25 protein-coding genes and 1 other annotated feature are annotated in these 26,035 nt (G+C 54.5%); of the genes, 1 reads left to right on the top strand and 24 read right to left on the bottom strand.

Translation table 11 applies throughout. From position 1 onward, the window contains the following. Positions 1 to 237: 237 nt before the first annotated feature. The 23 genes from pyrE to spoIIGA form a co-directional block, all read right to left on the bottom strand. Entirely contained in the window at positions 238 to 816 is a 579-nt protein-coding gene (pyrE, locus tag NWF35_RS14070) for an orotate phosphoribosyltransferase (protein WP_301239929.1), read from the bottom strand. Positions 817 to 818: 2 nt separating this feature from the next. Further along, positions 819 to 1,562, bottom strand: coding sequence for an orotidine-5'-phosphate decarboxylase (pyrF, locus tag NWF35_RS14065; RefSeq protein WP_301239928.1), 744 nt, complete (start codon positions 1,560 to 1,562; stop codon positions 819 to 821). A gap of 45 nt (positions 1,563 to 1,607) precedes the next feature. Then, positions 1,608 to 4,832, bottom strand: a complete 3,225-nt coding sequence (gene carB / locus NWF35_RS14060; RefSeq protein WP_301239926.1) for a carbamoyl-phosphate synthase large subunit — start codon at positions 4,830 to 4,832, stop codon at positions 1,608 to 1,610. Next, positions 4,825 to 5,925, bottom strand: a complete 1,101-nt coding sequence (gene carA / locus NWF35_RS14055) for a glutamine-hydrolyzing carbamoyl-phosphate synthase small subunit (protein ID WP_301239924.1) — start codon at positions 5,923 to 5,925, stop codon at positions 4,825 to 4,827. Before carA ends, carB begins: the two co-directional genes overlap by 8 nt. A 23-nt stretch (positions 5,926 to 5,948) precedes the next feature. Beyond that, positions 5,949 to 7,253: a dihydroorotase gene (pyrC, locus tag NWF35_RS14050; protein WP_301239923.1), complete on the bottom strand. Its 1,305-nt coding sequence runs from the start codon at positions 7,251 to 7,253 to the stop codon at positions 5,949 to 5,951. Beyond that, complete coding sequence (locus NWF35_RS14045; protein WP_301239921.1) at positions 7,253 to 8,179, bottom strand: aspartate carbamoyltransferase catalytic subunit; 927 nt, start codon at positions 8,177 to 8,179, stop codon at positions 7,253 to 7,255. The genes pyrC and NWF35_RS14045 overlap by 1 nt, the downstream gene beginning before the upstream one ends. Positions 8,180 to 8,322: 143 nt before the next feature. Continuing rightward, positions 8,323 to 9,714 carry a uracil permease gene (gene uraA, locus NWF35_RS14040; RefSeq protein ID WP_301239919.1) on the bottom strand — a complete coding sequence of 464 codons (1,392 nt, stop codon included), beginning with the start codon at positions 9,712 to 9,714 and terminating at the stop codon, positions 8,323 to 8,325. Positions 9,715 to 9,864: 150 nt separating this feature from the next. Further along, on the bottom strand, positions 9,865 to 10,443 hold the full coding sequence (gene pyrR, locus NWF35_RS14035) for a bifunctional pyr operon transcriptional regulator/uracil phosphoribosyltransferase PyrR (RefSeq protein WP_435873906.1): 579 nt from the start codon (positions 10,441 to 10,443) through the stop codon (positions 9,865 to 9,867). Positions 10,444 to 10,607: 164 nt separating this feature from the next. Further along, positions 10,608 to 11,540, bottom strand: coding sequence for an RluA family pseudouridine synthase (locus NWF35_RS14030; RefSeq protein ID WP_301239972.1), 933 nt, complete (start codon positions 11,538 to 11,540; stop codon positions 10,608 to 10,610). Beyond that, complete coding sequence (gene lspA, locus NWF35_RS14025) at positions 11,533 to 12,018, bottom strand: signal peptidase II (protein ID WP_301239970.1); 486 nt, start codon at positions 12,016 to 12,018, stop codon at positions 11,533 to 11,535. Before lspA ends, NWF35_RS14030 begins: the two co-directional genes overlap by 8 nt. A 184-nt stretch (positions 12,019 to 12,202) precedes the next feature. Continuing rightward, positions 12,203 to 12,901 (bottom strand): TraR/DksA C4-type zinc finger protein, encoded by a 699-nt coding sequence (locus NWF35_RS14020; protein WP_301239918.1) that lies wholly within the window; start codon positions 12,899 to 12,901, stop codon positions 12,203 to 12,205. 18 nt (positions 12,902 to 12,919) lie between these two features. Beyond that, positions 12,920 to 13,243, bottom strand: coding sequence for a DUF5665 domain-containing protein (locus NWF35_RS14015; RefSeq protein ID WP_301239916.1), 324 nt, complete (start codon positions 13,241 to 13,243; stop codon positions 12,920 to 12,922). 351 nt (positions 13,244 to 13,594) lie between these two features. Continuing rightward, positions 13,595 to 16,372 (bottom strand): isoleucine--tRNA ligase, encoded by a 2,778-nt coding sequence (gene ileS / locus NWF35_RS14010; protein ID WP_301239914.1) that lies wholly within the window; start codon positions 16,370 to 16,372, stop codon positions 13,595 to 13,597. A 46-nt stretch (positions 16,373 to 16,418) separates the two neighbouring features. Next, positions 16,419 to 16,656: a binding site (T-box leader), on the bottom strand. Positions 16,657 to 16,774: 118 nt separating this feature from the next. Continuing rightward, positions 16,775 to 17,587 (bottom strand): DivIVA domain-containing protein, encoded by an 813-nt coding sequence (locus NWF35_RS14005; protein WP_435873905.1) that lies wholly within the window; start codon positions 17,585 to 17,587, stop codon positions 16,775 to 16,777. 133 nt (positions 17,588 to 17,720) lie between these two features. Next, positions 17,721 to 18,500 carry a YlmH family RNA-binding protein gene (locus NWF35_RS14000; RefSeq protein ID WP_301239911.1) on the bottom strand — a complete coding sequence of 260 codons (780 nt, stop codon included), beginning with the start codon at positions 18,498 to 18,500 and terminating at the stop codon, positions 17,721 to 17,723. Next, a complete protein-coding gene (locus NWF35_RS13995) occupies positions 18,497 to 18,772 on the bottom strand; it encodes a YggT family protein (protein WP_435873904.1) in 276 nt (91 codons plus the stop codon). Before NWF35_RS13995 ends, NWF35_RS14000 begins: the two co-directional genes overlap by 4 nt. Positions 18,773 to 18,776: 4 nt before the next feature. After that, entirely contained in the window at positions 18,777 to 19,190 is a 414-nt protein-coding gene (locus tag NWF35_RS13990; protein WP_301239910.1) for a cell division protein SepF, read from the bottom strand. A 26-nt stretch (positions 19,191 to 19,216) separates the two neighbouring features. Next, on the bottom strand, positions 19,217 to 19,942 hold the full coding sequence (locus tag NWF35_RS13985; RefSeq protein ID WP_301239908.1) for a YggS family pyridoxal phosphate-dependent enzyme: 726 nt from the start codon (positions 19,940 to 19,942) through the stop codon (positions 19,217 to 19,219). After that, positions 19,909 to 20,721, bottom strand: a complete 813-nt coding sequence (gene pgeF, locus NWF35_RS13980; RefSeq protein WP_301239907.1) for a peptidoglycan editing factor PgeF — start codon at positions 20,719 to 20,721, stop codon at positions 19,909 to 19,911. The genes NWF35_RS13985 and pgeF overlap by 34 nt, the downstream gene beginning before the upstream one ends. Positions 20,722 to 20,783: 62 nt before the next feature. Beyond that, positions 20,784 to 21,095 carry a YlmC/YmxH family sporulation protein gene (locus NWF35_RS13975; protein WP_301239905.1) on the bottom strand — a complete coding sequence of 104 codons (312 nt, stop codon included), beginning with the start codon at positions 21,093 to 21,095 and terminating at the stop codon, positions 20,784 to 20,786. 223 nt (positions 21,096 to 21,318) lie between these two features. Then, entirely contained in the window at positions 21,319 to 22,095 is a 777-nt protein-coding gene (gene sigG / locus NWF35_RS13970; RefSeq protein WP_301239903.1) for an RNA polymerase sporulation sigma factor SigG, read from the bottom strand. Positions 22,096 to 22,177: 82 nt separating this feature from the next. Next, a complete protein-coding gene (gene sigE, locus NWF35_RS13965; protein ID WP_301239966.1) occupies positions 22,178 to 22,900 on the bottom strand; it encodes an RNA polymerase sporulation sigma factor SigE in 723 nt (240 codons plus the stop codon). A gap of 65 nt (positions 22,901 to 22,965) precedes the next feature. Then, on the bottom strand, positions 22,966 to 23,874 hold the full coding sequence (gene spoIIGA, locus NWF35_RS13960; protein WP_301239901.1) for a sigma-E processing peptidase SpoIIGA: 909 nt from the start codon (positions 23,872 to 23,874) through the stop codon (positions 22,966 to 22,968). Positions 23,875 to 24,075: 201 nt separating this feature from the next. On the opposite strand from spoIIGA, the gene NWF35_RS13955 reads away from it, so the two are divergent. Beyond that, entirely contained in the window at positions 24,076 to 24,834 is a 759-nt protein-coding gene (locus NWF35_RS13955) for a glucose 1-dehydrogenase (protein ID WP_301239900.1), read from the top strand. A gap of 103 nt (positions 24,835 to 24,937) precedes the next feature. Here NWF35_RS13955 and ftsZ read toward each other — a convergent pair whose 3' ends face one another. After that, positions 24,938 to 26,032, bottom strand: a complete 1,095-nt coding sequence (gene ftsZ, locus NWF35_RS13950; protein ID WP_301239899.1) for a cell division protein FtsZ — start codon at positions 26,030 to 26,032, stop codon at positions 24,938 to 24,940. Positions 26,033 to 26,035 lie beyond the last annotated feature (3 nt).

Below are 26,035 nucleotides of genomic sequence, written 5' to 3'. Positions count from 1 at the left end.
TAGCTTGAGGGTTGCTCGAAACAGAAATGGACTGAGGGCTTTTACCACTCAAGAATCCCACGGCTTTAGCCGTGTGGAGTGTCAAGAAAAAGACTGCTGACAAAACCTCGTGGAAAGCCGTTTCCCGCCTTCGCTCTGTAACCTGGCGCTAATGCCGGGAAACGGTTTCCTACTCTTCATGACAGTTTTTAGTCAACACCCTGGGGAGAACATCCGTGTTCTCCCCCACTTTCCTTCTCACCCCGCCTTGACCATGCGACTGCCCGGTTTGATCGCGGGGATGCCTTCCTTGCACAACGGGCATGCCTCTGGATTGTAGCTGGGGATTTCATACGGCAGCAACGCCCGATACGGCACGTCAAACGGAGTGCTGCCGCCACTACGGTCGACGATGGAGCCGATCCCGACCACCCGTCCGCCCGCCGCTTGAACCAGACGCACCACTTCCATCACCGATCCGCCCGTGGTCACTACGTCTTCGACGATAAGAACACGCTCGCCGGGTTGGATTTTGAAGCCACGGCGCAGAGTCATTTCCCCGTTTTGTCGTTCGGCGAACAGACACCGTACCCCGAGTGCCCGCGCCACTTCGTGGGCGATGATCACACCGCCCAACGCCGGTCCGATCACCAAATCCACCTTTTCATCCCGAAACAGATTGGCCAGTGCCCTTCCAGCCTGCTCCGCCTCCTCCGGGTGTTGCAACAATTGTGCGCACTGCATGTATTGGGCGCTGTGCCGGCCGGAGGAGAGAAGGAAATGGCCTTCTTTCAACACGCCCGTCCGCTGAATGGCTTCACGTACATCCCACGCCATCGTCATATCCTCCTCGCTTTTGTGATATCCTGTTGGATCTGTTCGTATGCGCGCACCGGATCATCCGCTCGCAAAACAGCCCGGCCTACCACCAAATAATCAGCGCCGTTCTGTACTGCCTGCTCCGGTGTCATCACCCGTTTCTGGTCATCGGATGCTACCCCCTGTGGCCGGATGCCGGGCACCACCGCGATCCCTTCCACGCTCGCTTCCCGCATGGCTTGTTTGACCATCGGCACTTCCCAACCGGAACAAACCACCCCGTGCAGGCCCGCTTGGGCAGCCAGCCCCGCATATCGCCGGACGCAATCCCCCACTGTGCCCGGAATGCCGATCTCCTCGTTCATCGTCCGGCGATCAGTGGATGTGAGTTGGGTGACGCCGACCAACCGCATGGTGCCCGCTCCAGACGCCTCTGCCGCTTCCCGCGCCGCGGCCATCATGGAGACGCCGCCTCCCACATGGAGGGTGAGCATATCCACTCCCAGGTTGGCGACAGATTTCACGGCATGATAAACAGTATGGGGAATATCGTGCAATTTCAGATCGAGAAACACCGGATACCCCCGCTCTTTCAATCTGGCCACCCATGCGGGACCCGTGGCGTAAAACAACTGCATGCCCACTTTGAGAAACGGACGTTTCTCCCTGGGCCACCGTGACAGGAACGATTCGGCCGCATCCTGCGTCGGCAAGTCCAGTGCGATGATGATGGTGGGAACGGATTGGCCGGTTGAAGCTGTCATCGGATGTCTCCTTTCCGAATCTGATATTCTCCGGGTGTGCCGGATTTAGCCCACCAGCACACCCATTTTCTTCCGACCCGTCACCGGCTGACCGATCGGGTCCGCAGTCAGGTAGATCGACTCCAGCGTGGTGAGGAGCGCTTCCACCGTATCCAGCGACGTGAGGCAGGCAATGCCGTGTTCCACCGCTTCGCGCCGGATGCGGAACCCGTCACGTTGCGGCGTTTTGCCGCGCGTCCACGTGTTGACGACCAAATCGGCTTCGCCCCGACGGATCAGGTCGACGATGTGCGGTGAACCTTCCTTGATCTTGTTCACCCGTGTTACGGGCAAACCTTCCCGCTCCAGCATGTCCGCCGTGCCGTGTGTGGCCACCAATCGGTATCCTAGGTCGGAGAAACGGCGGATCAATGGGAGTGCCTCCTCCTTATCCTTATCGCTGATGGTGACGACGACGGTACCGAATTGTGGAAGCGAAATGCCAGCGGCCAACAATCCCTTGTAGATGGCTCGTGCCGCGTCGCGATCCCGTCCCATCACTTCGCCGGTCGATTTCATCTCAGGCCCCAGCGTCACATCAACGCGACGCAGTTTGGCGAAGGAGAAGACTGGCACCTTGACAGCCACCTCTCCGGTCTCCGGCCACAATCCGCTCGGGTATCCCTGATCAGCCAGTGATTCACCCAACATGACGCGCGTGGCTACCTGTGCCATCGGGATTCCCGTCACTTTGCTCAGGAACGGTACCGTCCGCGAAGCGCGCGGGTTGACTTCCAGCACGTAGAGATCGTCTTGGTGTAAAACAAACTGGATATTGACCAGTCCGCGAATCTGAAGGGCACGGGCAATCTGGGTGGTAATCTCGATCAGTCGCTCTTTTTGCGATGCGGTGATCGATTGGGCCGGATAGATGGCGATTGAATCACCTGAATGAACGCCCGCCCGCTCGATGTGCTCCATAATACCGGGGATCAAGACCGTTTCACCGTCGGCGATGGCGTCCACTTCCAGCTCTTTCCCCCTGAGGTAGCGGTCCATCAGTACCGGGTGTTCCGGGTTGACTTTGACCGCTTCCGACATGTAGGAAACGAGCTCCTTCTCGCTGTACACGATCTCCATCGCTCGACCACCCAACACATACGAGGGACGCACCAACATGGGGAAGCCGATTTCTTTCGCTTTTTCCATCGCTTCCTCCGTAGAGGTGACAGCATAGCCAGGCGGTTGCGGCACGCCGATCGACGCCAGCAATTGCTCACATTTTTCCCGGTCCTCAGCCCGGTCGATCTCCGCCAGCGGCGTCCCCAGAATCGGAACCCCCGCTTTTTCCAGATGACGCGCCAGGTTGAGTGCCGTTTGTCCGCCGAATTGTACGATGACGCCCATCGGTTGCTCTTTGTCGATGACATGTAACACGTCTTCGATGTGCAGCGGTTCAAAGTACAAGCGATCGGAGATGTTGAAGTCGGTAGAGACCGTTTCCGGGTTGTTGTTCAGAATCACCGCCTCTATCCCCGCTTCGCGCAATGCTTTGATGGCGTGCACCGTGGCGTAGTCAAACTCGACGCCTTGACCGATGCGGATCGGCCCGGAACCGAGTACCAGCACTGACCGTTTGCCGCTGAGCACCACTTCGTCTTCCTGCTCGTAGGTAGAGTAATAGTACGGCGTCTCGGCCGTAAATTCGGCCGCGCAGGTGTCCACCATCTTGTACACCGGCAGAATCCCCCACTTTTTGCGAAGCCTGCGCACTTCCTCTGCCTGCATCCCGCACCAGCGGGCCAATGTCCGGTCGGTCCAGCCCATCCGCTTGGCTTGCCGCAACATGTCCTCATCCAGCGAGCCACGCTCACGCACCTCCCGTTCGAAACGGACCAGGTTTTCGATCTTGTGCAGGAAGAACCGGTCGATGCGCGTCAGTTCCGCCGCTTGCTCCAACCCGTACCCGCGTCGCAACCATTCCGCCAGGAGGAACAATCGCTCATCATCCGGTTGGACCAATCGCTCTTCCAATTGTTCGCGGGTCAAGAGAGCCGCACTTGGCAACTCCAGGTCTTCCATGCCGATTTCCAGCGAACGGACTGCTTTGAGCAAAGACTCCTCCACTGTACGGCCGATGGCCATCACTTCGCCGGTCGCTTTCATCTGCGTGCCCAGCTTCCGGTTGGCAGAGGTGAATTTGTCAAACGGCCAACGCGGGATTTTGCAGACCACATAGTCCAGCGTCGGTTCGAAACACGCGTATGTTTGTCCAGTGACCGGGTTTTTCAACTCGTCCAGCGTGTAGCCGATGGCGATCTTGGCTGCGATCTGGGCGATGGGATAACCGGTCGCTTTGGACGCGAGTGCGCTGGAGCGGCTCACACGCGGGTTCACTTCGATCACGTAATATTGGAAGCTGTGCGGATCGAGTGCAAACTGCACGTTGCAGCCTCCGCGAATATCCAGCGCCCGGATGATCTTGAGCGCGGACGACCGCAACATCTGCACCTCGCGGTCGGCCAGCGTAAGCGTGGGCGCAAACACGATGCTGTCGCCAGTGTGGACGCCGACAGGATCGAAGTTTTCCATGTTGCAGACAACGATGCTGTGGTCGGCCGCGTCACGCATCACTTCATATTCGATCTCCTTGTAGCCGGCGATACTCTTTTCGATCAGGCACTGGTGAATAGGGCTGTAGCGCAGTCCATTTTCCACGATTTCTCGCAGTTCCGCTTCCGAATGGGCGATTCCGCCTCCCGTGCCGCCCAGTGTATACGCCGGCCGCACAATCACCGGGTAGCCGGTCTCACCGGCGAAACGGACCGCTTCTTCCACCGAGTGAACGATTTCACTTTCCGGCACCGGTTCGCCGATCTCCTTCATCAATGCCCGGAACTGCTCCCGGTCTTCCGCACACGTGATCGCGTGCAGTTCCGTTCCCAACAAGCGGACACCCTCTTTTTCCAACACGCCCCGCTTGGCCAGTTCAACCGCCATGTTCAGTCCGGTCTGTCCGCCCAGAGTCGGCAATAGCCCGTCCGGGCGCTCTTTGCGGATCACTTGAATCAAAAATTCAGGTGTAATCGGCTCGATGTACACCTTGTCCGCCATTTCCGTGTCGGTCATGATCGTCGCCGGGTTGGAATTGACCAACACCACTTCCAACCCTTCCTCTTTCAGCGCACGGCACGCTTGCGTTCCTGCGTAGTCGAATTCCGCCGCCTGACCGATGACGATAGGACCGGAACCGATGACGAGAATTTTTTTCAGGCTGGGATCTTTAGGCATGCTGTATTCCCTCCTTGCTCGCTCGTTGGCGGTGTGTCTCCATCAAGTCGAGAAACTGGTCGAACAGGTAGTTGGGATCGACCGGTCCGGGTGCTGCTTCCGGGTGGTATTGCACCGAAAATGCCGGGTATACCGTGTGACGCAACCCTTCCACCGTTCCGTCATTCAGCGCGATGTGCGTCACTTCCAGGCCGGTACCCGCCAACGATTCGGCGCGCACAGTGTAGCCGTGGTTTTGTGAGGTAATGACTGTTTTTCCGGTGGCCAGTTCCTTCACCGGATGGTTGCAACCCCGGTGACCAAACTTCATCTTGACCGTATCCGCACCGCAGGCCAACGCCAGCAGTTGGTGTCCCAGGCAGATGCCGAAGATCGGATAGCGACCTAACAGGCGTCGAACGGTCTCCACCGCCTCCGGCACATCTTTGGGGTCACCTGGGCCGTTGGAGAGCAAAATACCGTCCGGATGGAAACGGTCGATTTCCTCGGCCGTCGTGTTCCACGGAACTACAATCACATCGCAATTCCGCCGCACCAATTCCCGCTGGATGCCATATTTCGCACCGAAATCCATCAGCACGACCCGTTTACCATAACCTGGAGCCGTATAGATACTTTTGGTACTCACCTGGGCCACCTGGTCACGACGAAGCGGCACATTCAGCCGTTCCTGCAACACTTCGATCGGCTCATTCCCCGTGCTGATCAGTCCTTTCATCGTGCCGTGCACGCGGATCTTACGCGTTAGCATCCGGGTATCCACGCCAGCAATCCCGATGATGCCCCATTCTTTCAGCCAATCGTCAATCGCTGTCTCACACCGCCAGTTGCTGGGGTGTTCCGCGTATTCCCGCACGATGAACCCCCGGACAAACGGGCGCAGGGTTTCCATGTCGTCACGGTTGATCCCATAATTGCCGATCAACGGGAATGTCATTGTCACGATCTGCCCGCAGTACGAGGGATCGGTCAACACTTCCTGGTATCCGCTCATTCCAGTCGTAAACACCACTTCGCCCACTGTCTCGCCCGTGGCGCCGAAAGAGACCCCTTCCATCCACGTTCCATCTTCCAGCAACAATCGTGCCTTCATCTGTTTCCCTCCACTTCTTGAACTCACTGCCCGTTTCGCACCAAATCAACCGACTCGCGCCACGCCACACGTCCCTTCACCAAGGTCAAGACAGGCCATCCTTTGGCCCTCCACCCGGCAAACGGTGTGTTTTTCCCTTTGGAGACGAAGTTGTCCGGATCGATCGTCCTTTCTTCATCCAAGTCGATCACAGTGATGTCCGCGGTTTGTCCTTCAGCCAGCCTTCCCCAGGGCAAACCGAACAATTCCGCCGGACGGCGCGTCAATTTCTCCACCAGCTGTGCCAAGGTCAGATGACCAGTCAACACCAGTCGGGTATATAGCAGCGGAAACGCTGTTTCCAGCCCGACGATCCCGAACGGTGCCTGCCGGATGCCCATCGCCTTTTCTTCCGCCGTATGCGGAGCGTGGTCGGTGGCAATGATGTCGATCGTGCCGTCTTTCAGCGCTTCCAGCAATGCGGCCCGATCTTCGGCGGAGCGCAGAGGAGGATTCATTTTATACATCGGGTCCGGCCCCGGAATGTCTTCGTCGCTCAGGAGCAGATGATGCGGCGTCACTTCCGCCGTTACGCGCAACCCTTTTTGTTTGGCCATCCGGACGAGATCGACCGACGCTTTGGCACTGATATGGCACACGTGGTAATGGACCCCCGTATCCTCGGCCAAGACGATATCCCGGGCGACATGCACCGCTTCGGCCGATCCGAGAATACCGGGAAGATCGAGTTTGGCGGCGAAGATCCCGTCATGGACGCAACCACCCTTGGCCAGTGAATTGTCTTCGCAATGGGCGACGATGGGCAGGTCCAGCTCGCACGCCCACGCCATCGCTTGTTTCATCATGCGGGCGCTCTGCACACCCACACCGTCGTCGGACAAGGCGATCGCACCCGCTTCCTTCAAAGCGGCAAAATCGGTCAACTCTTCACCCAGCTCCCGTTTGGTAATTGCGGCGATGGGCAGGACACGCACCCGTCCCTCCCGGTGCGCCGTCTCGCGGATGCGACCGATCACTTCGGGGGAATCCGCCACCGGCCGTGTGTTGGGCATGCAGGCCACCGTCGTAAAGCCGCCTCTGGCCGCTGCAGCCGTTCCCGTCGCGATCGTTTCCTTATGTTCGAACCCCGGTTCGCGCAAATGGACATGCATATCGATCAATCCGGGCACAATCAGCCGTCCGGCCACATCGACCGTCTCCGCACCCGACTCCGGCAACTCCCGACCGACGGCCGCAATCACGCCGTTTTCAATCCGCACATCCGCCGGAGCCATTTCCCCCGTTTTCTCATCCAAGATCCGTCCGTTTTTCAGCAGGATGTGGTTCATCACAGATTTCCCCCTTCTAGAACACGTTCCAACACCGCCATGCGAACCCATACGCCATTCTTCATCTGCTCAAACACCTTGGAGCGCGGATGCTCCACCAGCTCGTCCGCCAACTCCACATCCCGGTTGACCGGTCCGGGGTGCAGGATCACCGCATGATCCCGCATGCGTGCAAACCGCTCCAACGTCAGTCCGTAATGCTGATGGTATGCTTCTCTAGTGGTAAACAACCGTTCGCGGTGCCGCTCCAGTTGCACCCGGAGCATCATCACGGCATCTGCCTGTGCAATCGCTTCGTCGATCGGCAGATACGGCGCGTGTTCTTCCAGATCCGGCGCCCGCATCGTTTCTGGTCCGCTGAACACCACCTCGGCTCCCATCGTGGTCAGCGACCACAGATTGGAACGCGCTACCCGGCTGTGGCGCAAGTCGCCGATGATGGCCACACGCAATCCGTTCAAATCTCCGAAGTGTTTGTGCAAAGTGTAGAGATCCAGCAGTGCCTGGGTCGGATGGGCATTGTGGCCGTCTCCGGCATTGACCAATCGGACACCGTTGTTTTGTTTGACCATTTCTTCTGCGATCCCGGACTGGCTATGACGGATCACCGCCACTTCCACTCCGATGGCAGCCAAGGTTTTCAACGTGTCGGCCAATGTTTCTCCCTTAACGGTGCTGGAAGTTTCCTCCGAGAAATTCAACACTTCCAAGCCCAGACGTTTCTCCGCTACCTCAAAGGAAAACCGCGTCCGCGTGCTCGGTTCGAAAAACAGGTTGGCGGCAAACCGCCCGAGATAACGCGGCGGTACCATCCCCTTTTGGTTTTCGTAAAAACGAGCCCGTTCCAAAATGTCCATCAACTCGCTTCGGGACAATCCGTTGGTGTCGATCAGATTGGTATCGTTGGATCGAACGGCGATGTTCATCCTGCTCCCCTCCTCATGTTATGTAAAAAGGCTCCACCCAAATGGATGGGAGGAGCCCCCACCAATCCGCACCCTGCCAAAAGGGTGCAGCTCGGCTGTGCCGCTCCTTCCCAGCCTCACGGGACTGGATTAAAGGAACCTTTTTATCCGGAAACCGGCCGGTTAACCGCCAGTTCACCTTGGGTATCATCCGATTCTTCTGTTCGCTCGCCGTTCTTTGGCAGCACCAGATTGAGAAACATCCCGACCAGCGTCGCCAACGCCATTCCTTCAATCTCCAGATGGATGCCCACCAATTTCAGTGCGGCACCGCCAACACCGATCACCAGCACCACCGAAGCGATCACCAGGTTGCGCCGATCATTGAAGTCAACACCGTTTTCCACCAGCATCCTCAAGCCGGCCGAAGCGATGATGCCGAACAGGAGGATGGAGACGCCACCCATCACCGCCGGCGGAACGGTGGAAATCAGCGCGGACAATTTTCCTATGAAGGAAAACGCCATCGCAAACACGGCCGCACCGCCGATCACCCAAACGCTGAAGATGCGCGTGATCGCCATCACCCCGATGTTTTCTCCATATGTGGTGCTCGGAGGCCCGCCGATCATTGCGGCGATCGAAGTGGCTACGCCGTCACCCAGCAGAGACCGGTGCAATCCCGGATTTTTCGCCAAATCCCGGTCCATGATGCTAGAGGTCACCATCAGGTGGCCGATATGCTCGGTCAGGGTAACCAGCGTGACCGGCACGATCACAAACGCCGCTTTCCACGAGACGGTCGGGGTGTGGAAATCCGGAAGCGCGAACCAGCTGGCTTGCTTAACGGGAGTCAAGTCAACAAGTCCGGCAAAATACGCTACGATATAGCCACCCACAATCCCCACCAACACCGGGATCAAATTGAGGAACCCCCGGAACACCAAGCTGGCCAAAATCGCGATCGCCAGCGTCGCCATCGCCACACCGAAGTGTTTGAGCGAGTACACTTTCAATGTCACCGTACCCGCTTGAGGGTCCACACTTTCCACTTTCCCTGGCAAGGCGGACAATGCCTGCGCGGTTTTGGGCACTTCCTGTACCACTTTCGTCGTGCTGGCCATATCAACGGCCACTCCGGCCAGGGCCAACCCGATCACGATGATGATCGAACCGATCACGACCGGGGGCAGCAAGCGGTCCAACCAGCCAACCCCGTATTTGGAAACGGCCAATGCGACCACACCGTACACCAGGCCAGAAAGAAAGCATCCGAACAGCGCTGCACCCACACCCTCGGCTTTGGACACAGTGATGATCGGAATGATGAAAGCGAAGGAAGAGCCGAGATAGGCGGGTATTTTTCCTTTCGTGACGATGAGGTAGGCGATCGTCCCGATCCCGCTCGACAAAAGTGCCACTGACGGTTCTAGTCCCGTCAACAACGGCACGAGAATGGTCGCGCCGAACATCGCAAACAAGTGTTGCAGACTGAGCGCCAGCCATTTGAGTGCCTGGGGACGTTCGTGTACATCCAACACCATGTTCCGTTTCATCCATTTCTCCTCCTTTTGACCGATAAAAAAACCTCTTTGCCCAAGCCGGCAAAGAGGTTTCGCGCCCCATGCGCACACGAATGGCACTGCCTCCCCTTGCCGGCCTCACGGGACCGTCTTTAAAGGGTGGATCCTGTTTTTTCAGATTCATTATTTTTTCGGTTGTTTCCGGATTTCCACCGCATCAAGTCCGTCTGATTCCTGAAGCAGAACCGCCACCAGTTCGTTCTGAGAAGTGGGGACGTTTTTGCCGACATAGTCCGGCCGTATCGGCAATTCGCGGTGACCGCGGTCGATCAGGACCGCCAGTTGGATCATGCGCGGCCGCCCCATATCGATCAAAGCATCCATCGCCGCGCGAACCGTCCGCCCGGTGTAGAGAACGTCATCGACGAGAATCACCTTTTTGCCGTGAATCTCTACCGGGATCTCAGAACCCCGCACTTCCGGTTGCTCCGCTTTTTCAGTCAAATCATCCCTGTACAGGGTGATGTCCAACTCTCCTACCGGAACGCTGACTCCTTCAATTTGCTGAATGCGCTCACTCAAACGCCGAGCCAGATAGATGCCCCGCGTTCGAATTCCGACAAGCACCGTATTTTCCACGCCTTTGTTCCGTTCCAGAATCTCGTGTGCGATACGGGTCAGTGCCCGCCGAATCGCCGCCTCATCCAAAATGGTTTTCGCTTCGATGACGAATCCCTCCTTGGCACAAAAAAAGCTTCTCACCCGGGCCGGGCAAGAAGCGCTGTTGGCGTTCCTTCACGAAACAGGAATCAGAAGTCCGATGATGGTTAGCCGCGCCCTTGCCAGCCTCACGGGACTGGATTTAAAAGGCCCTATTAGTGTTCCCCCGTATTATGAACGATCGGGTACCGAATGTCAATCCCATTTCAATGATTTTCCGCGCGAAATAAGCTAATTAATTTTTCCATATCCTCCGGCAGCTCCGCTTCCAAACGAATTCGTTGACCGGTACGGGGATGGTCAAAGCCCAGCACTTTAGCGTGCAGGGCCTGTCCCTGGATCGGATACCGGTTCTTTTTAGGTCCATAAACCGGATCACCGATCAACGGGTGGCCGATGGAGGCCATATGTACCCGGATTTGATGGGTACGCCCCGTCTCCAGCTTGCATTCGATCAAAGACGCTTGTTGCCAGTGCTCCAACACGGCAAAATGGGTGACGGCCGGCTTGCCGTTTTTGTGGTTGATCGCCATTTTTTTGCGGTCATGCGGGTCCCGTCCGATCGGTGCATCAACCGTTCCACGACTGTGCGGTATGTTGCCGTGCACAATGGCGAGATATATGCGATCCACACTGTGCTCCTTCAACTGCGCTGCCAGCGATTGATGGGCCATGTCGTTCTTGGCCACCATCAATAGTCCCGACGTATCTTTGTCGATGCGGTGAACGATGCCCGGACGCGCCACGCCACCAATTCCGGACAGGTCTTGGCAGTGGGCCAGCAACGCGTTCACAAGTGTGCCAGAGGTGTTACCCGGCGCCGGGTGAACCACCATGCCCCGCGGTTTGTTCACGACGATGACGTCTTCATCTTCATACCGCACGTCCAACGGAATCGGTTCCGGTTCCACCGCCAACTCCTCTACCGGCGGGACGGAGACGATCACCTCGTCCCCCGTCTCCAATCGGTAATTGGCTTTCACCGTTCGACCGTTGACCGTGACCCGTCCTTCTTTGATCCATGCTTGAACTGCAGAGCGGGACCAGTCGTCATCCAAAGAAGTAACCGCCTTGTCGATCCGCTCCCCTTCAGCCGATTCATCCGCCCGCCATACGATGCGGGTTTCTTCCTCAATCATCGGTCGCACTCGCTTTCGCCGCCGATTCTTCCGATTCGTTCCCTTGACGGAACGTGTCGATCACCAACAGAATGACACCGATGACAATGGCGGAATCAGCCACATTGAAGATGGGGTAATGGATCAACCGAAAGTCAAAAAAGTCGACGACTTCCCCGAGGCGTACCCGATCCAGCAAATTACCGACCGCTCCCCCCAAAATGAGGGCAAACGACCACGAAGCACCGGCTCGTTCCCTACCCAAGCGGTGCAAATACACCAGCAAAAAAGTGATGACAACCAACGTCACAGTGATAAACAACCACTGCTGATTTTGCAGGATGCCGAATGCCGCCCCGCGGTTACGATGAGATGTGATGTAAAACACCCCTTGAATCAGGGGGATGGACTCATATAGCGACATTTTGGTCGCAACCAACCATTTGGTCAGTTGGTCGATCACTAACACGGTTATTGCGATCAAATAATACCGTAACACCAAATGTTTTCCTCCTGTCCCTTCGCACGTCCATGCCTGCATCTTCCATTGATTGTAGCACAGTGGAATGGGCGGACACAATGACAGGGATTTGAACGAGTGCAGAGCAACAAGCGAAAAACCGAACCATCTCATAGAAAAACTTCAAATCAACAGGACGAATAGATGTCCGATCATGATGGAGTCATTTTTTCCGCCGTTTTTCCCATGACTCCTCTGCGCGTTCATAGGCTTCATTGTGCGTGATGTCCGTAATCTCTTCAGTATTGCCGTGTGCATCCGTAATCGTGAAACCTTCGAAGTCGTCAATATAACCCCGTTTTTCATCGTGATCGATTGTCAACTCATTGTAGCTCTCGCCATCGCGGAAATAGTCCGGCGGGTTGGATGTACCGTAACGCTCCACTTCCTGCCATGCATCCTCGGCATCATAAGCGCTTCTTTCCTCATTCCCGTCGTTAAAATGCTCACCGAAAGGTGGGTGAATCACTTGTTCTTCTACTGGCCGGCGGTGGGAGACATCTCCGCCCGGTTGGTGTTCCTTGCAATAGGCGGTGGCGGGTACCGCTTCTAGCCGCTCGTAGGGAATCGGGTCCCCGCATACGACGCATCGACCATACGTACCATCTTCCATGCGCAATAATGCCAGCTCGATCTCCTCCAACTGGTGTTCGGCGGCCTCATTCAACGCCAAATCCTTACCCCGTTCGTACAGCTCCGTGCCGATATCAGCGGGATGATTGTCATAGCCCGACAACTCACCGATGGAATCGTTCATCCCTTTTGACATTCCGAAATGATCATTGCTAGTAAGCCGCTCTTGCAAACGACGTTTTTCCTCCAGCAATTGCGCCCGCAACGCGGACTGTTGTGCTTCCGTCATGGAGAAGTTGCCTCCTTTTCAATATGTGGGCCGGTTTAAATCCAATTCTGCCTGGACGATCTTGGCGATTTCCGCGACAAAATTACCAATGACAGGGAGGTTGAGTGCCCCGATTCTTTGCAGGGCATACACGATGAATGCAGCGAACAGGGTAAATCCGATCGCAATCCCGATACCGCGTGCTATGCCGGTGAAGATGTTGATCAGGATCAGACGGAGCGGGTGATTTAACAACTGTACATATTCCGCAATCTCAGTCGCCTCCAGCCGACGAGCCAGGATCTTCAACTGTCTGTCGATCCGCCCGAACCAACGGCGGTTTCCCTGTACACGTTCCCCCACATCCATCCCTCCGAACCTTTTCCAATAGCTTCTCCATGACGTCGAACGTTGTTGCATACAAAAAAAGGCGATTCCAAAATAAAAAAGCTGTTTCCCGCTTAACGGGAAACAGCTTGAGAATGCCGCAGTGTTGGGACGTCGCTTAGCAGGAGACCTTGCCACTAGAAGCGTGTCTGGTGAATACTGTCCGTTCCGCTCCACGGAGCACAGGACAGAGCAAAGTACGCTTCGCTTATGCCTACGCTTTCGGGTCTTCGCTCGGCTGGGCTTAGGTTATTGCTCAACCGGAAAAACATGGTCCCCTTGCGGAAAAATGGCCAGACACACACCCTAGATTCTTTCCGCTCATGATCACGCTATGCCGGTATCCAACTTCCGCACGATTTCCGCACAACGGGCACAAATCGTCGGATGATCCGGATCCTGCCCCACTGTCGGTGTTACCACCCAACAACGCTCACATTTTTCGCCCGGCGCCACTTCCACCTTGACTGCGATTCCTTTCCCGACCACAGCACCCTCTGCCGGTTCGGTACCGGGTGCATGCAGTTCGGTGTGGGAGACGATGAACAAGGCGGATAGATCTTCAATCTCCGACAACAACCGATGCGTGCCTTCATCCGGATACAGGTGTACGGACGCACCTAGCGAATTACCGATCACCTTGTTTTGCCGCGCTTCCTCCAACGCTTTCAGCACAACGTCACGTACCTCGAGGAAGGCATTCCATTTTTTCTCCAATGTATCGTCCAAAACACTACGATCCACTTGCGGCAGATCGGTCAGATGAACACTTTCTTCCGTTTTGCCCGGTGTGTGTTGCCACACTTCCTCCGCCGTATGCGGCAGAATCGGGCTGATCAGCGGGTTGAGGGTGGTCAGCATACGATACAGCACAGTTTGCGAAGCCCGTCGTGTTTCGGCATCGGCAGGCAATGTGTACAGGCGATCCTTCAACACATCCAAATAGAACTGGCTCAAAAACACGGTGCAGAAATGATGGATCGCATAGTACACTTGATGGAACTCGTACGCCTCATAAGCCCGTGTGACTCGCTCGATCAGCCGTTGGAGCTGAATGTAGGCGAATCGATCCAACTCCGGCCATTTTTCAACAGGGACACTGTCCTTCGCCGGATCGAAATCGGCCAGGTTCCCCAGCAGGAAGCGGAATGTATTGCGGATTTTTCGATACGCCTCCGCGATTTGCTTCAAAATCTCATCGGAGACACGTACATCGGCCTGATAATCGACCGAAGCCACCCACAGACGCAGAATGTCCGCACCGTATTGTTGAATTACTTTTTGCGGCTCAATCGTATTGCCGAGTGACTTGGACATTTTCCGCCCTTCGCCATCCAACGTGAACCCGTGGCTCAACACTTCCCGGTACGGTGCCTGCCCGGTCGTGGCCACTGCCGTCGACAGCGACGAGTTAAACCATCCGCGATACTGGTCCGATCCTTCCAAATACATGTCGGCCGGCCACTGGAGTTCTTCCCGTTGTTTCAAAACAGCCCGGTGGCTCGAACCGGAATCGAACCATACATCCATCGTATCCGTTTCTTTGCGGAATGAAGTGTGGCCGCAGGATTCACAAGCCGCTTGATCCGGCAACAGCTCGTCGACATCTTTTGCATACCAAACAGAAGAGCCTTCCCGTGCAAACAGGGCAGCGATGTGCTCGATCGATTCTTCGGTGATATAAGGCTCTCCGCATTGTTCGCAATAGAAAATGGGCAGCGGAACGCCCCAAACGCGTTGCCGAGAAATGCACCAATCACCGCGGTCTGCGATCATGTTGTGCAAACGGTTTTCTCCCCAAGCAGGCGTCCATTTCACTTTCCGGATCGCTTCCAGCATCTGTTCGCGGAATCCGTTGATCGAAGCGAACCATTGATAGGTCGCCCGGAAGATCACCGGCTTTTTCGTCCGCCAATCATGGGGGTATTGGTGGGTGATAAACGACAATTTCAACAAGGCGCCCACTTCTTCCAGCTTCTGTGTCACCGCTTTGTTGGCGTCGTCGTAAAACAGTCCTTCAAATCCGGGGGCTTCCTCCGTCATCCGGCCTTTTTCATCCACGGGACACAATACGCCCAAATTGTATTTTTGCCCGAGGAGGAAGTCCTCTTCTCCGTGGCCAGGAGCCGTGTGAACGCAACCGGTACCCGCATCCAACGTCACGTGATCGCCCAGAACCACCGGGGATTTCCGGTCGTAGAAAGGATGACGGCATACAACGCCTTCCAGTTCGCTCCCCTTCCACGAACCTACCCGTTCGTAATCGGTGATGCCGCAAGTCTTCATCACTTGATCCACCAATTCATCTGCCATCAGCAATTGTCGGTCTCCCGCCTTGACCAGGGTGTACTGGAAATCGGGATGAATGGCAATACCCAGGTTGGCTGGGATCGTCCACGGGGTGGTGGTCCAGATGACGACCGCCGTGTTGGCTTCAGGCAACACGCCATTTCCGTCCTGCACCGGGAACGCCACATAGATGGAAGGCGAACGCTTGTCCTTGTATTCGATCTCCGCTTCCGCCAAAGCCGTTTCCGAAGAAGGAGACCAATATACCGCCTTCAGCCCGCGATAAATAAAGCCTTTGCGGACCATTTCACCGAAAACGCGCACCTGTTCCGCTTCATATTCCGGTTTCAAGGTAATGTACGGGTTTTCCCAATCCCCTTGCACGCCCAGGCGCTTAAATTGCGCTTTTTGTTTTTCCACAAACGACAGAGCGTATTCCTTGCACAACTCGCGGAATGTAACAGGATCCACCTCTTTGCGGTTGACCCCTTTTTTGGTGATGATGGCGTGCTCGATGGGCAGTCCGTGTGTGTCCCATCCTGGGACATACGGGGCATCATATCCTTGCAGGTTTTTAAACCGGACGATGATGTCCTTCAAGATTTTATTCAACGCATGGCCGATATGGATGTCGCCGTTGGCGTACGGCGGTCCGTCGTGCAGGATGAATTTCGGACGGCCTTTTCGTTTTTCACGTGTTTTCCGATACAGATCAATCTCATCCCACCATTTTTGCCAATCCGGTTCCCGTTTGGGCAGATTAGCCCGCATGGGGAAATCCGTTTTCGGCAGATGTAGCGTTTTGCTGTAATCCATATAGGTCACCTCACTCTTCTTCCAAAATAAAAAACCTTCTTCATCCGCTAGGGACGAGAAGGTTCCCGTGGTACCACCCTAATGAGCCGATTTTGTCGCCAAAAACGGCCCACTCTCTCATTCGTTAACGGGAATGACACGGTCCACCCTACTCTCGTCACTCGTGATTTCGGGCGACGGCTCCCGGGGGATTTTCGGAACGGAGGTCCGGATTAGGCTCGCACCATCCCTAATTCGCTGTCACACGGACACATCCGCCTACTCTTCCCGTTCTTCGCCGATGACAATGTTCGTTTATTCTAGAAAAATTCTCCTCACGAAGCAACACATCATCGCAGCCATAAGGAAGGCATATGTACTTCCTGAATCCTCCATGACCTATGATGTCTTGCTTCCTGACGATTAAAACATCGCTTTCTTCTTCAGCTTACGAGACGTGCGACGCAATTCACGACGCGGTTCGTCCTCTTCTTCCAGCTGATAAGAGGGTTCATGTTGATCCATCGGATCTTGGTACTCTTCATGATGGTTATGATGATATTCATCGAAATCGTGATGGAGCTCCTCTTCTTCCATATCCGGTTCAGACGGTTGGGCCAATTGCTCCAGTTGTTTGCCAGTTTCCTCCAGTCCTTCTTCCAGCTCCTCGAGAGACTCCCAATCGCTATTCTCCAGAATATCCAAATGAGATTGCACCAACGTACGGAAACGGGCGCGGTAAATCGTCGCTTTTTGCTTCAGGCCGACCAACTCGCTGTGGATGGCGCGCGCTTTTTGCAACGCTTCGTTGATGATGCGGTCGGCATTTTTCTCCGCTTCCTGCACGATCAGTTCCGCTTCCTTCTTCGCGTTCAACCGCACTTCTTCGGCCACTTCCTGGGCCACGCGGATCGATTTGTGGATACTTTGTTCCATCGAGGTCAACGCGGCCGCGGACGGCTGTTGGTACATCGGTTCGGGTTGATAACGCGGCTGCGGCGGCTGCGGCGATTGCGGCTGAGGAGCTTGGACCGGAGACATGGTTTGTTGTTCCATTAACCGCTCCAATTCTGCCTGCAATTCTTCCACTTGTTCTTCCAGCTGCTGCTTTTCGCGGATCAGGAATTCAAAGTCTTTAATGATCTGATCCAAAAAATCGTTTACTTCATCTACATCGTAACCACGGAAAGATCGGCTGAATTCCTTATTGTGTATATCATAAGGCGTAAGCGGCATAGCCGGCACCTCCTCAATAGATTGCTTCTCCTCTCTATTCGACAATACTAACAAAAATCCTTCCGGAAAGCTACCTCTACTTGTCACATTGGAGAAAAGTTTATTGCTAATAATGGGATTGTTTGTATATGGTTTATCTCATTTTCAGGACTTCGACCCAGAACCTCCCCTTTTTTGTCCTCCCATCTATCTTTTCCACAAGCAGGCGACCGAATCCCCGAAGCGAGATCATATCCTGTTCGGCAACCGTTTCGGCAGGGTTATCAACGACCTTCCAGTTCACTTTGCATTTGCCGCTCTTAATCGACTGTGCCGCTTTAGAGCGAGAGAGGCGGAAACCTTCGGCGCACACGGCATCCACACGAAGCGACGCTACCGTGATGGACTGAGCGATCGCCTCGCGTTCCGGGATCACCAAATCCTCCCGGCCGATCTCCTCGACGGATACCGTCTCCCTGCCGACACGGCTTAATTGTAATCTGATATAATCGGCCAATTCATCCGCTACGATCGCATGGCAGCCTTCCGAATGCAGAAGCAGATCCCCCAACTTCTCACGCTTGATCCCCAATCCCAGCAAGGAACCCAATACGTCTGGGTGCTTCAGCTCTTTTCCCGAAAGCGGGCGAATGGCAAGAAAAGCCAAACCGGACGGCAATTCGTCCGGTGGGAAATGAGGGGGATGCACCCACATGCGACACCGTTCCGCTCCTTCATACCCTCCGTCGGACCACACCCCGATATCCGGCTCCCGATTGACCAAGGACCGGACGATAAACTGCTGGCGAGGGTCCAAAAACGGTGTCTGCACAGGTTGATACTTCTCCGCAGCTCGGTAAACCCAATCCAGGACCCTCTCCGCGAATGGTCGTTCCTCCGGTCGAAAATGAGCGAACAACGCTTCGCGATTCATGTCAGCCAGCCGATCACCAAGCTCAGGATGTAGAAAACGCCGTACTCCATGAAATGGAGCGCGATCAGGGCCACGATCGGGGAGATGTCCAACATGCCAAAGGGAGGGATCAAATTTCTGAAAATGGACAGGTACGGCTCCACCAACCGTGCCAAAAAATAAGCGATCGGCGTCTCTCGCGCTTGGGGAACCCACGAGAGCAAAATATAAATGATGATCAGGATATAGTAGAGGTAAAAACCCCAATGAACCAACTCATACACTGCGTTCATTCGTTCACCTCAGCAGTTCTTTGGCGTCATCGGATACCAAATCCGATATGGTTCCTTGCACGTCTACATTGGCCGGTGTGCACATAAAGATGTTGGGGCCCAATTTTTGGATGTTCCCACCCAGTGCATACACCGTTCCGCTCAAAAAGTCCACAATCCGGACAGCTTGATCCTTGCTCACGCGCTGCAAATTGACGACGACCGGGCGATGGCTTTTGATATTGTCGGCGATTTCTTGAGCATCTTCGTAGGTGCGGGGTTCTATCAGCATCACACGGATGTTTTTCTGGGTGTGCAACGATACCACATGCCCGCCACGTTCCCTTGTCAATACCGACTCGGCGTCCTCCTCATGGTATTCCACCACATCATCCTCTGTGATCCCGAAAAAGTTCATCACCCGTTGGATGAAACTCAATCAAAATCGCCTCCTCACCGGCCGTCTTACTTCTGCCGCCCCACCAACACCGATCCCAGACGCAGGAATGTTGCGCCTTCTTCGACGGCGATGGGATAGTCCTGCGACATGCCCATGGACAAATGCGGGACCTTCAATCGGGTGTCCCCGAGCTTTTGCAACTCGACCTGTAACTGTTTCAATCGCCGGAAAAACGGACGGACCTCCTCGGGTTGATCCGTTTTAGGCGCCATTGTCATCAATCCCACAACTTGAATACGAGGACATGTCTCCACCACTTCGCGGGCGAAATCCGTCAACTCCTCAGGTGCGATACCGTGCTTGCTCTCTTCACCGGACACATTGACCTGGATGAAGCACTTCACCTGCTTGTCCGCTTTTTCTGCGCGGGACTGGATCTCCTTCGCCAGCGAATATCGGTCGAGGGAATGAATATATGTAAATCGACTGATGACGTCCTTCACCTTGTTCCGTTGCAGGTGACCGATGAAATGCCACACTCCCCGACCTTCAAGCGCTTCATATTTGGGTACGGCTTCCTGCGCCCGGCTTTCGCCGATGTCTTCGATTCCCGCATCCAATACTGCACGGGTGGTGTCCAAATCCACATATTTGGTGACCGCGACCACGCGCACTTCGTTGGGGTCACGACCAACCCGGGCGCAAGCGGTAGCAATGGTTTCCCTGATCTGTTCCCAACGTTGCCGCAACTCGTCCATCAGCCATCTCTCCCGTCCCGTTTCACGATCCATGCCACCATGCGTCCTGTTTTTCCTTTATCACGCCGGTACGAAAAAAAATATTCTGGATGACAGCTGGTGCACCAATGCGTCAATTCCACATGCTCCGGCAGAATTCCTTCCAAAAGCAACATTTCCCGATTGGCCAATCGCAAATCCAACTTCCATTTTCCGGATTGAGTCGGTTTCAAGATGTCATTGGACACGGATGGCAAAACTTCCAGCAAAGCATTGGCCACCCGATCCTCCACTTCGTAACAACACCCCCCGATCGACGGTGCAATCGCTGCGCGGATACGGCCGACATCGGCTCCCATCTGCACCATACGACGCACCATCCGCGGGCCGATCCCGCCCACTGTACCACGCCACCCCGCATGGGCGATGCCGATCACGTCGGCATCAGGGCTGTAGAAAATCAGTGGTACACAATCGGCATAAAAAGAAGTCAACCAAACACCGGACGACTTGGTCACCAAGCCATCCGTATCAGCGAAGGCCGTTTGGCGGGAATCACTTCCACGTCCCCGATCCTCTGCACGAACTTCCCGGATGGCCACGCCATGGACTTGTTCACCGCAGGTCCACCACGAAAACGGCAGATTCAACGCCTTCGCCAACGCTTTTCGATTGACGATGACACGATCGGGATCATCCTCCACGTGGAGAGCATAATTTTTGCCACTTCCTCTGGCGCTCATCCCTACCGACAGGTGAGGAAATTCCTTTTCCCACTTGGAAAGGAAAAAGCAGGGAACGCCAGCACCATCGTGAAACTGAAATGGTTCCATTCGCTCCCCTCCTCTCACCATATTACCACATTTCGGTGAAGAGACAAAGAGACTCTTATCTGTCAATCCTCAGGTGACGGTGGCAAAAACGGCGGCTGTGAAGAAGAGGGGTTGTCATAATATTCGTGGGGTGACGTGGTGGAATGTAATCGCACCAAGATGACGTCCGTTCCGATTTTCACGATTTGCCGCCATGGAATGACCCACTCTTTCCCTCCGGAAAAAAGACCGAACAGCCGGCTTTCCGCCGGCACCACAATCGCCTTAATCTGACCCATCTTCAAATCGATCTCCACATCGTGGATTTGCCCCAGTTTTTGTCCGTCCTGAACATTTACCACATCTTTGGCCTGCAACTCGGAGATTTTGATCACGGGGTGATCCCCCTTCATCGCAAAGTCAACGTTACTTTATATATATGAGACAGGGAGGCAATATGTACAGTGGTGTGTCTGCTTTCAACACCTCTTATGAAGGGTTGCCGTACTTTACGAACGGGAAAACAATGTCCCTTTATGAAATACAGACACTCCCTTGGTCTGGCCACACAAAAAACCGCCCTTTTCGGGCGGTAAGGTGGTGACGTCGGTCAGTGATTCATTGGACAAATTTTTGCATCTGATGAATAGCGGCTTTTTCCAGTCGAGAGACCTGTGCTTGGGAAATTCCGATCTCATCGGCCACTTCCATCTGGGTTTTCCCCTCAAAAAAACGCATGGACAAAATCAATTTTTCCCGTTCGTTCAACTTGTTCATCGCTTCGCGGAGGGCGATCTCCTCCACCCATTTGAAATCCTTCTCCTTGTCGTCACTCAACTGATCCATCACATAGATTGGATCTCCGCCGTCCTGATAAATAGGTTCAAACAATGACACCGGGTCCTGAATCGCATCAAGTGCAAATACCACGTCTTCCTTGGGTACGTTCAGCTCTTCCGCAATCTCCTGTACAGTAGGTTCACGGGAATGCCGGTTGGTGAGCGTATCCCTTACGTGCAGCGCTTTGAACGCGATATCCCGTAGAGAGCGCGACACGCGAATGGGATTATTGTCCCGCAAGTAGCGGCGAATTTCACCGATGATCATCGGAACGGCGTACGTGGAAAATTTGACGTTTTGTCCGAGATCGAAATTGTCAATGGCCTTCATCATGCCGATGCAACCGACCTGAAACAGATCATCCACATTTTCTCCCCGGTTGTTGAATCGTTGGATCACACTGAGTACCAAACGGAGATTGCCGTTTACCAACTTCTCCCTGGCGGATCGATCCCCAGCCTGTAACTGCCGAAACAGTACACGCATCTCCTGGTTGGTTAATACCGGTAGTTTGGATGTATCCACTCCGCAGATTTCTACCTTGTTCCGCGCCATGGGGTTCCCTCCTCAGGAAGCATGTATGAACAGTATCTCCTGAGAAAGGTTTTTTATAATCCATCCATCTTTGGCATATATTTCAAATCATTTTATTAAATTCTTTTCGTAGCCGCTTGATAATCCGCTTTTCCAGCCGTGAGATGTAAGATTGCGAAATACCCAAGAGATCGGCCACGTCCTTTTGCGTTTTCTCCTCTCCTCCATTGAGTCCAAAGCGGAGCTCCATGATCGTTCGTTCCCGTTCGGACAACTTGGCCAAGGCGGCACGCAAAATTTTCCTGTCCACTTGTTCTTCAATGTTTCGGTAGATCGTGTCATTCTCCGTTCCCATCACATCGGACAACAGCAACTCGTTGCCGTCCCAGTCCGTATTCAAAGGCTCGTCGAAGGATACTTCCGAACGGATCTTGTTGTTACGCCGCAAAAACATGAGAATCTCGTTCTCAATGCATCGTGAGGCATAGGTGGCCAGTTTGATCTTTTTTCCCGGATCGAATGTGTTGACTGCCTTGATCAAACCGATTGTGCCGATGGATACCAGATCCTCAATATGAATGCCTGTGTTCTCGAATTTGCGAGCAATGTAAACCACCAACCGGAGATTCCGCTCGATCAGCATGGCGCGGACGGCAGCATCTCCCCCTGGTAGACGCTCTAGCAGATGCTCTTCCTCTTCCCGTGTAAGCGGCGGTGGCAGTGCTTCACTTCCGCCGATATAATAGACTTCTTCCCCCTTTAGGCCAATCTGCATCAGCAACCGGTACCAAAACAGTTGCAATACCAGCTTCCACTTGACCCACATCCGATGTCGCTCCCCTGTCACGGCTCATCCTCCTTTGTATACTTGATGATGAAAGAATGAAAAACCTACCCTGCTTGCGGCAAACAGGAAGGATGGATGATGGCATGATACGTGCCGTCGGATGACAATCTGCCCGGATCCAGTCCGACCAACACTTTTCCGGCGGCAACCCAATCCTGTTGTTGACGGATTTCTACACGGTCCGGTTTCAGCGTCACCATCATCTCTCCTTCAGCTGTGACCCCACGAAAGGGCACCAACCGCACCCGGGTCACCCACTCTGCAGTCAGGCGATCCCAGTGTTGATGCCATGCCTTGGTCCGGACCATCTCCGTCAACGCTTCGGGAAGATATGTCTGGATCCGCTCCAGTTCCACCATCATCACAGGTGCACGGCTGATCGGATCCCGCAGTTGATTGCCGGTGTCGATCAAGCCGACGCACTCCAATCGGTGTTCGCCGATCCAGATTGCCACAGGTGTCAAATAAGAATGGATCGCTTGCCGATGTTGCAAAGAGCGGAACGATACGCGTGCATACAACCACACAAACGGAAAACTGACCAATACAAACAACCAGGAGACCGGTGACCCCCAGCCGGTGGATTGGGACAGAAAGATCCCACCGGCAACTGTTCCCTCTCCCGTCATCACATAGTGAAGCGCGAACATACCACCACCAATCACAAACGAGGTGGTGTAAAAAACCCCCAAACTACGTACAAACGCAACCGGGGTGGGATAACCAAATGTCACGCCCACCATGAGAATAGAAAACAGCACTTTTGCCGGAAAGGTGTAGGTAAAAGCAAATTGTGGCCACAAATGCAGGATGGAATACACCGCCCCGAGCAGGGCACCGCAACTCATCCTCCAAAACGGAACCCGTTGCCTGCGGATAGCCGAGGTCAACAGCAACAGTGTAAAGTCGATAAACAGGTTGAGGAGGAAGACCATGTCCGCATAGATGACCATGTCTTCATCCCCTCTCGTCCAATGTGAAAACAGTATATACTAATCCTTATTTCAAAGTCTGTTGAAACTTGCCGCCTGGGAATCACTTTTTTCGTCGAACGGACAAAGAAAAGCGGATCAGTCAATGGGAAGGAGCGAAAACTGTCGGAGGAATCCGCCATCGGATTGAGAATTCGTTCAGGGGAAAGGAAGGGAATTTTCATGCAGTCATTTGCCGGACGAGTTGCACTGGTTACAGGTGGTGGTTCAGGTATCGGCCGTGCTACTGCCTTGGCTTTTGCACGAAAAGGGGCCAAGGTGGTCGTGGTCGGCCGTACACATGAAACGATTGAAGAGACAAAAGAGATGATTGAGCATGGGGGCGGCGAAGCGATCGCAGTTCAAGCAGATGTCAGTGTGGATGGACAAGTGAGGAGCATGGTGCAGACTGCTGTGGACCGCTTCGGAAGACTGGATTTTGCTTGTAACGCCGCGGGGATCGGTGGCAAACTGGCACCCGTTGCTGAAATCACCGAGGATGAGTTTGATTCTATCGTGTCGATCAACCTCAAAGGGGTTTGGCTCTGCATGAAGCATCAAATTGGTCAGATGCAGATGCAGGGGGGCGGTGTGATCGTGAATATCGCTTCGGTCAATGGTTTGAGGGGAACACCCCAAGCGGCGGTTTACGCGGCGAGCAAATCCGGAGTGATCAGTCTCACCAGATCGGCCGCACTGGAATACGCCCAATCCAACATCCGCATCAATGCCGTTTGCCCCGGAGCTGTTCTCACCCCGATGCTGGGACAGGTATTTCATACAACTGGTATTACCAAACAACAGTATCGAACACGAATTCCGCAAGGTCGCATCGGGAAGCCCATCGATATTGCCCACACGGTCATCTGGATGTGTTCGGACGAAGCTTCCTACATCACCGGACACATCATGACAGTGGACGGTGGTGTGTCAGCCGGCTGAATCCCCAGTCGGTTGGGCGTATCTCGAAACTTGGGAACAAGAAAAGAGGGAGGCAATAGCCTCCTCTTTTCTATACTTACCGTTTGTATCCGGCAGATCGGTCTTATTTTTTCCGCCGATGACGCAGGAAGGTGGGGATATCCAAATTGTCCTCTTGTGAATTGTACGTCACGATATCCAATTTGGATGCAGCGGTTTCTTCTTCCAACCGGAATTGCGGTTTTCCAGGTGTTTTTTCCTGCTGTTTGTGATCGAATCCGGTGGCTATCACCGTGACGATGATCTCATCCTTCAGGTCTTCATTGATCACCGCACCAAAAATCATGTTCACTTCCGGATCGGAAGCGGAAGCCACGATGTCAGCCGCTTCATTTACTTCGTACAGGCTCAGGTTTGTTCCACCCGTGATGTTCATCAAAACGCCGCGCGCCCCATCGATCGAAGTTTCCAACAGCGGGCTGCAGATTGCTTTTTTGGCCGCTTCGGCCGCACGTCCTTCCCCGGCGGCCATCCCGATTCCCATGAGTGCGGAACCGCGTTCGGTCATAATCGTCTTCACGTCCGCAAAATCGAGGTTAATCAGGCCAGGAACCGCAATCAAATCCGAGATACCCTGCACCCCTTGACGCAACACATTGTCGGCTTCACGAAACGCTTCCAACATCGGGGTGTTTTTATCCACGATTTCCAGCAGACGATCATTGGGGATGACGATCAGCGTATCCACTTTTTCCTTCAAGGCAGCAATCCCTTGATCAGCCTGTAGGGAACGCTTGCGTCCCTCAAAGGTGAATGGACGGGTGACCACACCGACGGTCAACGCGCCTTGTTCACGGGCGATGGCAGCGATTTCGGGAGCCGCTCCCGTTCCGGTTCCGCCACCCATTCCAGCGGTAACGAACACCATGTCCGCGCCTTTCAACACGTTTTCCAAGCTCTCACGGCTTTCCTCCGCCGCCTTTTTACCGATCTCCGGATTGGCTCCGGCCCCCAGTCCCCGTGTCAGCTTTTCCCCGATCTGCATTTTGACCGGTGCCTTAGATCGGTTCAGTGCTTGAGCATCGGTGTTGACCGCGATAAATTCCACCCCTTGGACGCCGGCTTCGATCATGCGATTCACCGCGTTGCTGCCGCCGCCTCCTACTCCGACTACTTTTATCTGAGCAATTTGTTCAATTTCCATATCAAACTCCAACATGGC

The sequence above is a fragment of the Polycladomyces subterraneus genome (genome assembly GCF_030433435.1).
GTDB classification, from domain to species: Bacteria; Bacillota; Bacilli; order Thermoactinomycetales; family JIR-001; genus Polycladomyces; species Polycladomyces subterraneus.
The sequence above is the reverse complement of the archived record's forward strand: the minus strand, read 5'-3'. Positions and strand labels throughout refer to the sequence as shown.

Coding starts and splice junctions, on each gene's coding strand:
- ileS (WP_301239914.1), bottom strand. CDS start 16,372: ATGGATTACAGCAAAACGCTACATCTGCCGAAAACGGATTTCCCCATG.
- carA (WP_301239924.1), bottom strand. CDS start 5,925: ATGAAGGCACGATTGTTGCTGGAAGATGGAACGTGGATGGAAGGGGTC.
- NWF35_RS13955 (WP_301239900.1), top strand. CDS start 24,076: ATGCAGTCATTTGCCGGACGAGTTGCACTGGTTACAGGTGGTGGTTCA.
- uraA (WP_301239919.1), bottom strand. CDS start 9,714: ATGAAACGGAACATGGTGTTGGATGTACACGAACGTCCCCAGGCACTC.
- pyrF (WP_301239928.1), bottom strand. CDS start 1,562: ATGACAGCTTCAACCGGCCAATCCGTTCCCACCATCATCATCGCACTG.
- spoIIGA (WP_301239901.1), bottom strand. CDS start 23,874: ATGGTCATCTATGCGGACATGGTCTTCCTCCTCAACCTGTTTATCGAC.
- NWF35_RS14045 (WP_301239921.1), bottom strand. CDS start 8,179: ATGAACATCGCCGTTCGATCCAACGATACCAATCTGATCGACACCAAC.
- pgeF (WP_301239907.1), bottom strand. CDS start 20,721: ATGGAACCATTTCAGTTTCACGATGGTGCTGGCGTTCCCTGCTTTTTC.
- ftsZ (WP_301239899.1), bottom strand. CDS start 26,032: ATGTTGGAGTTTGATATGGAAATTGAACAAATTGCTCAGATAAAAGTA.
- carB (WP_301239926.1), bottom strand. CDS start 4,832: ATGCCTAAAGATCCCAGCCTGAAAAAAATTCTCGTCATCGGTTCCGGT.
- sigE (WP_301239966.1), bottom strand. CDS start 22,900: ATGTGGGTCAAGTGGAAGCTGGTATTGCAACTGTTTTGGTACCGGTTG.
- pyrC (WP_301239923.1), bottom strand. CDS start 7,253: ATGAACCACATCCTGCTGAAAAACGGACGGATCTTGGATGAGAAAACG.
- NWF35_RS14005 (WP_435873905.1), bottom strand. CDS start 17,587: ATGCCGCTTACGCCTTATGATATACACAATAAGGAATTCAGCCGATCT.
- NWF35_RS13995 (WP_435873904.1), bottom strand. CDS start 18,772: ATGAACGCAGTGTATGAGTTGGTTCATTGGGGTTTTTACCTCTACTAT.
- sigG (WP_301239903.1), bottom strand. CDS start 22,095: ATGGCGCGGAACAAGGTAGAAATCTGCGGAGTGGATACATCCAAACTA.
- NWF35_RS14000 (WP_301239911.1), bottom strand. CDS start 18,500: ATGAATCGCGAAGCGTTGTTCGCTCATTTTCGACCGGAGGAACGACCA.
- NWF35_RS13985 (WP_301239908.1), bottom strand. CDS start 19,942: ATGGATCGTGAAACGGGACGGGAGAGATGGCTGATGGACGAGTTGCGG.
- pyrE (WP_301239929.1), bottom strand. CDS start 816: ATGGCGTGGGATGTACGTGAAGCCATTCAGCGGACGGGCGTGTTGAAA.
- NWF35_RS14020 (WP_301239918.1), bottom strand. CDS start 12,901: ATGACGGAAGCACAACAGTCCGCGTTGCGGGCGCAATTGCTGGAGGAA.
- NWF35_RS14030 (WP_301239972.1), bottom strand. CDS start 11,540: ATGATTGAGGAAGAAACCCGCATCGTATGGCGGGCGGATGAATCGGCT.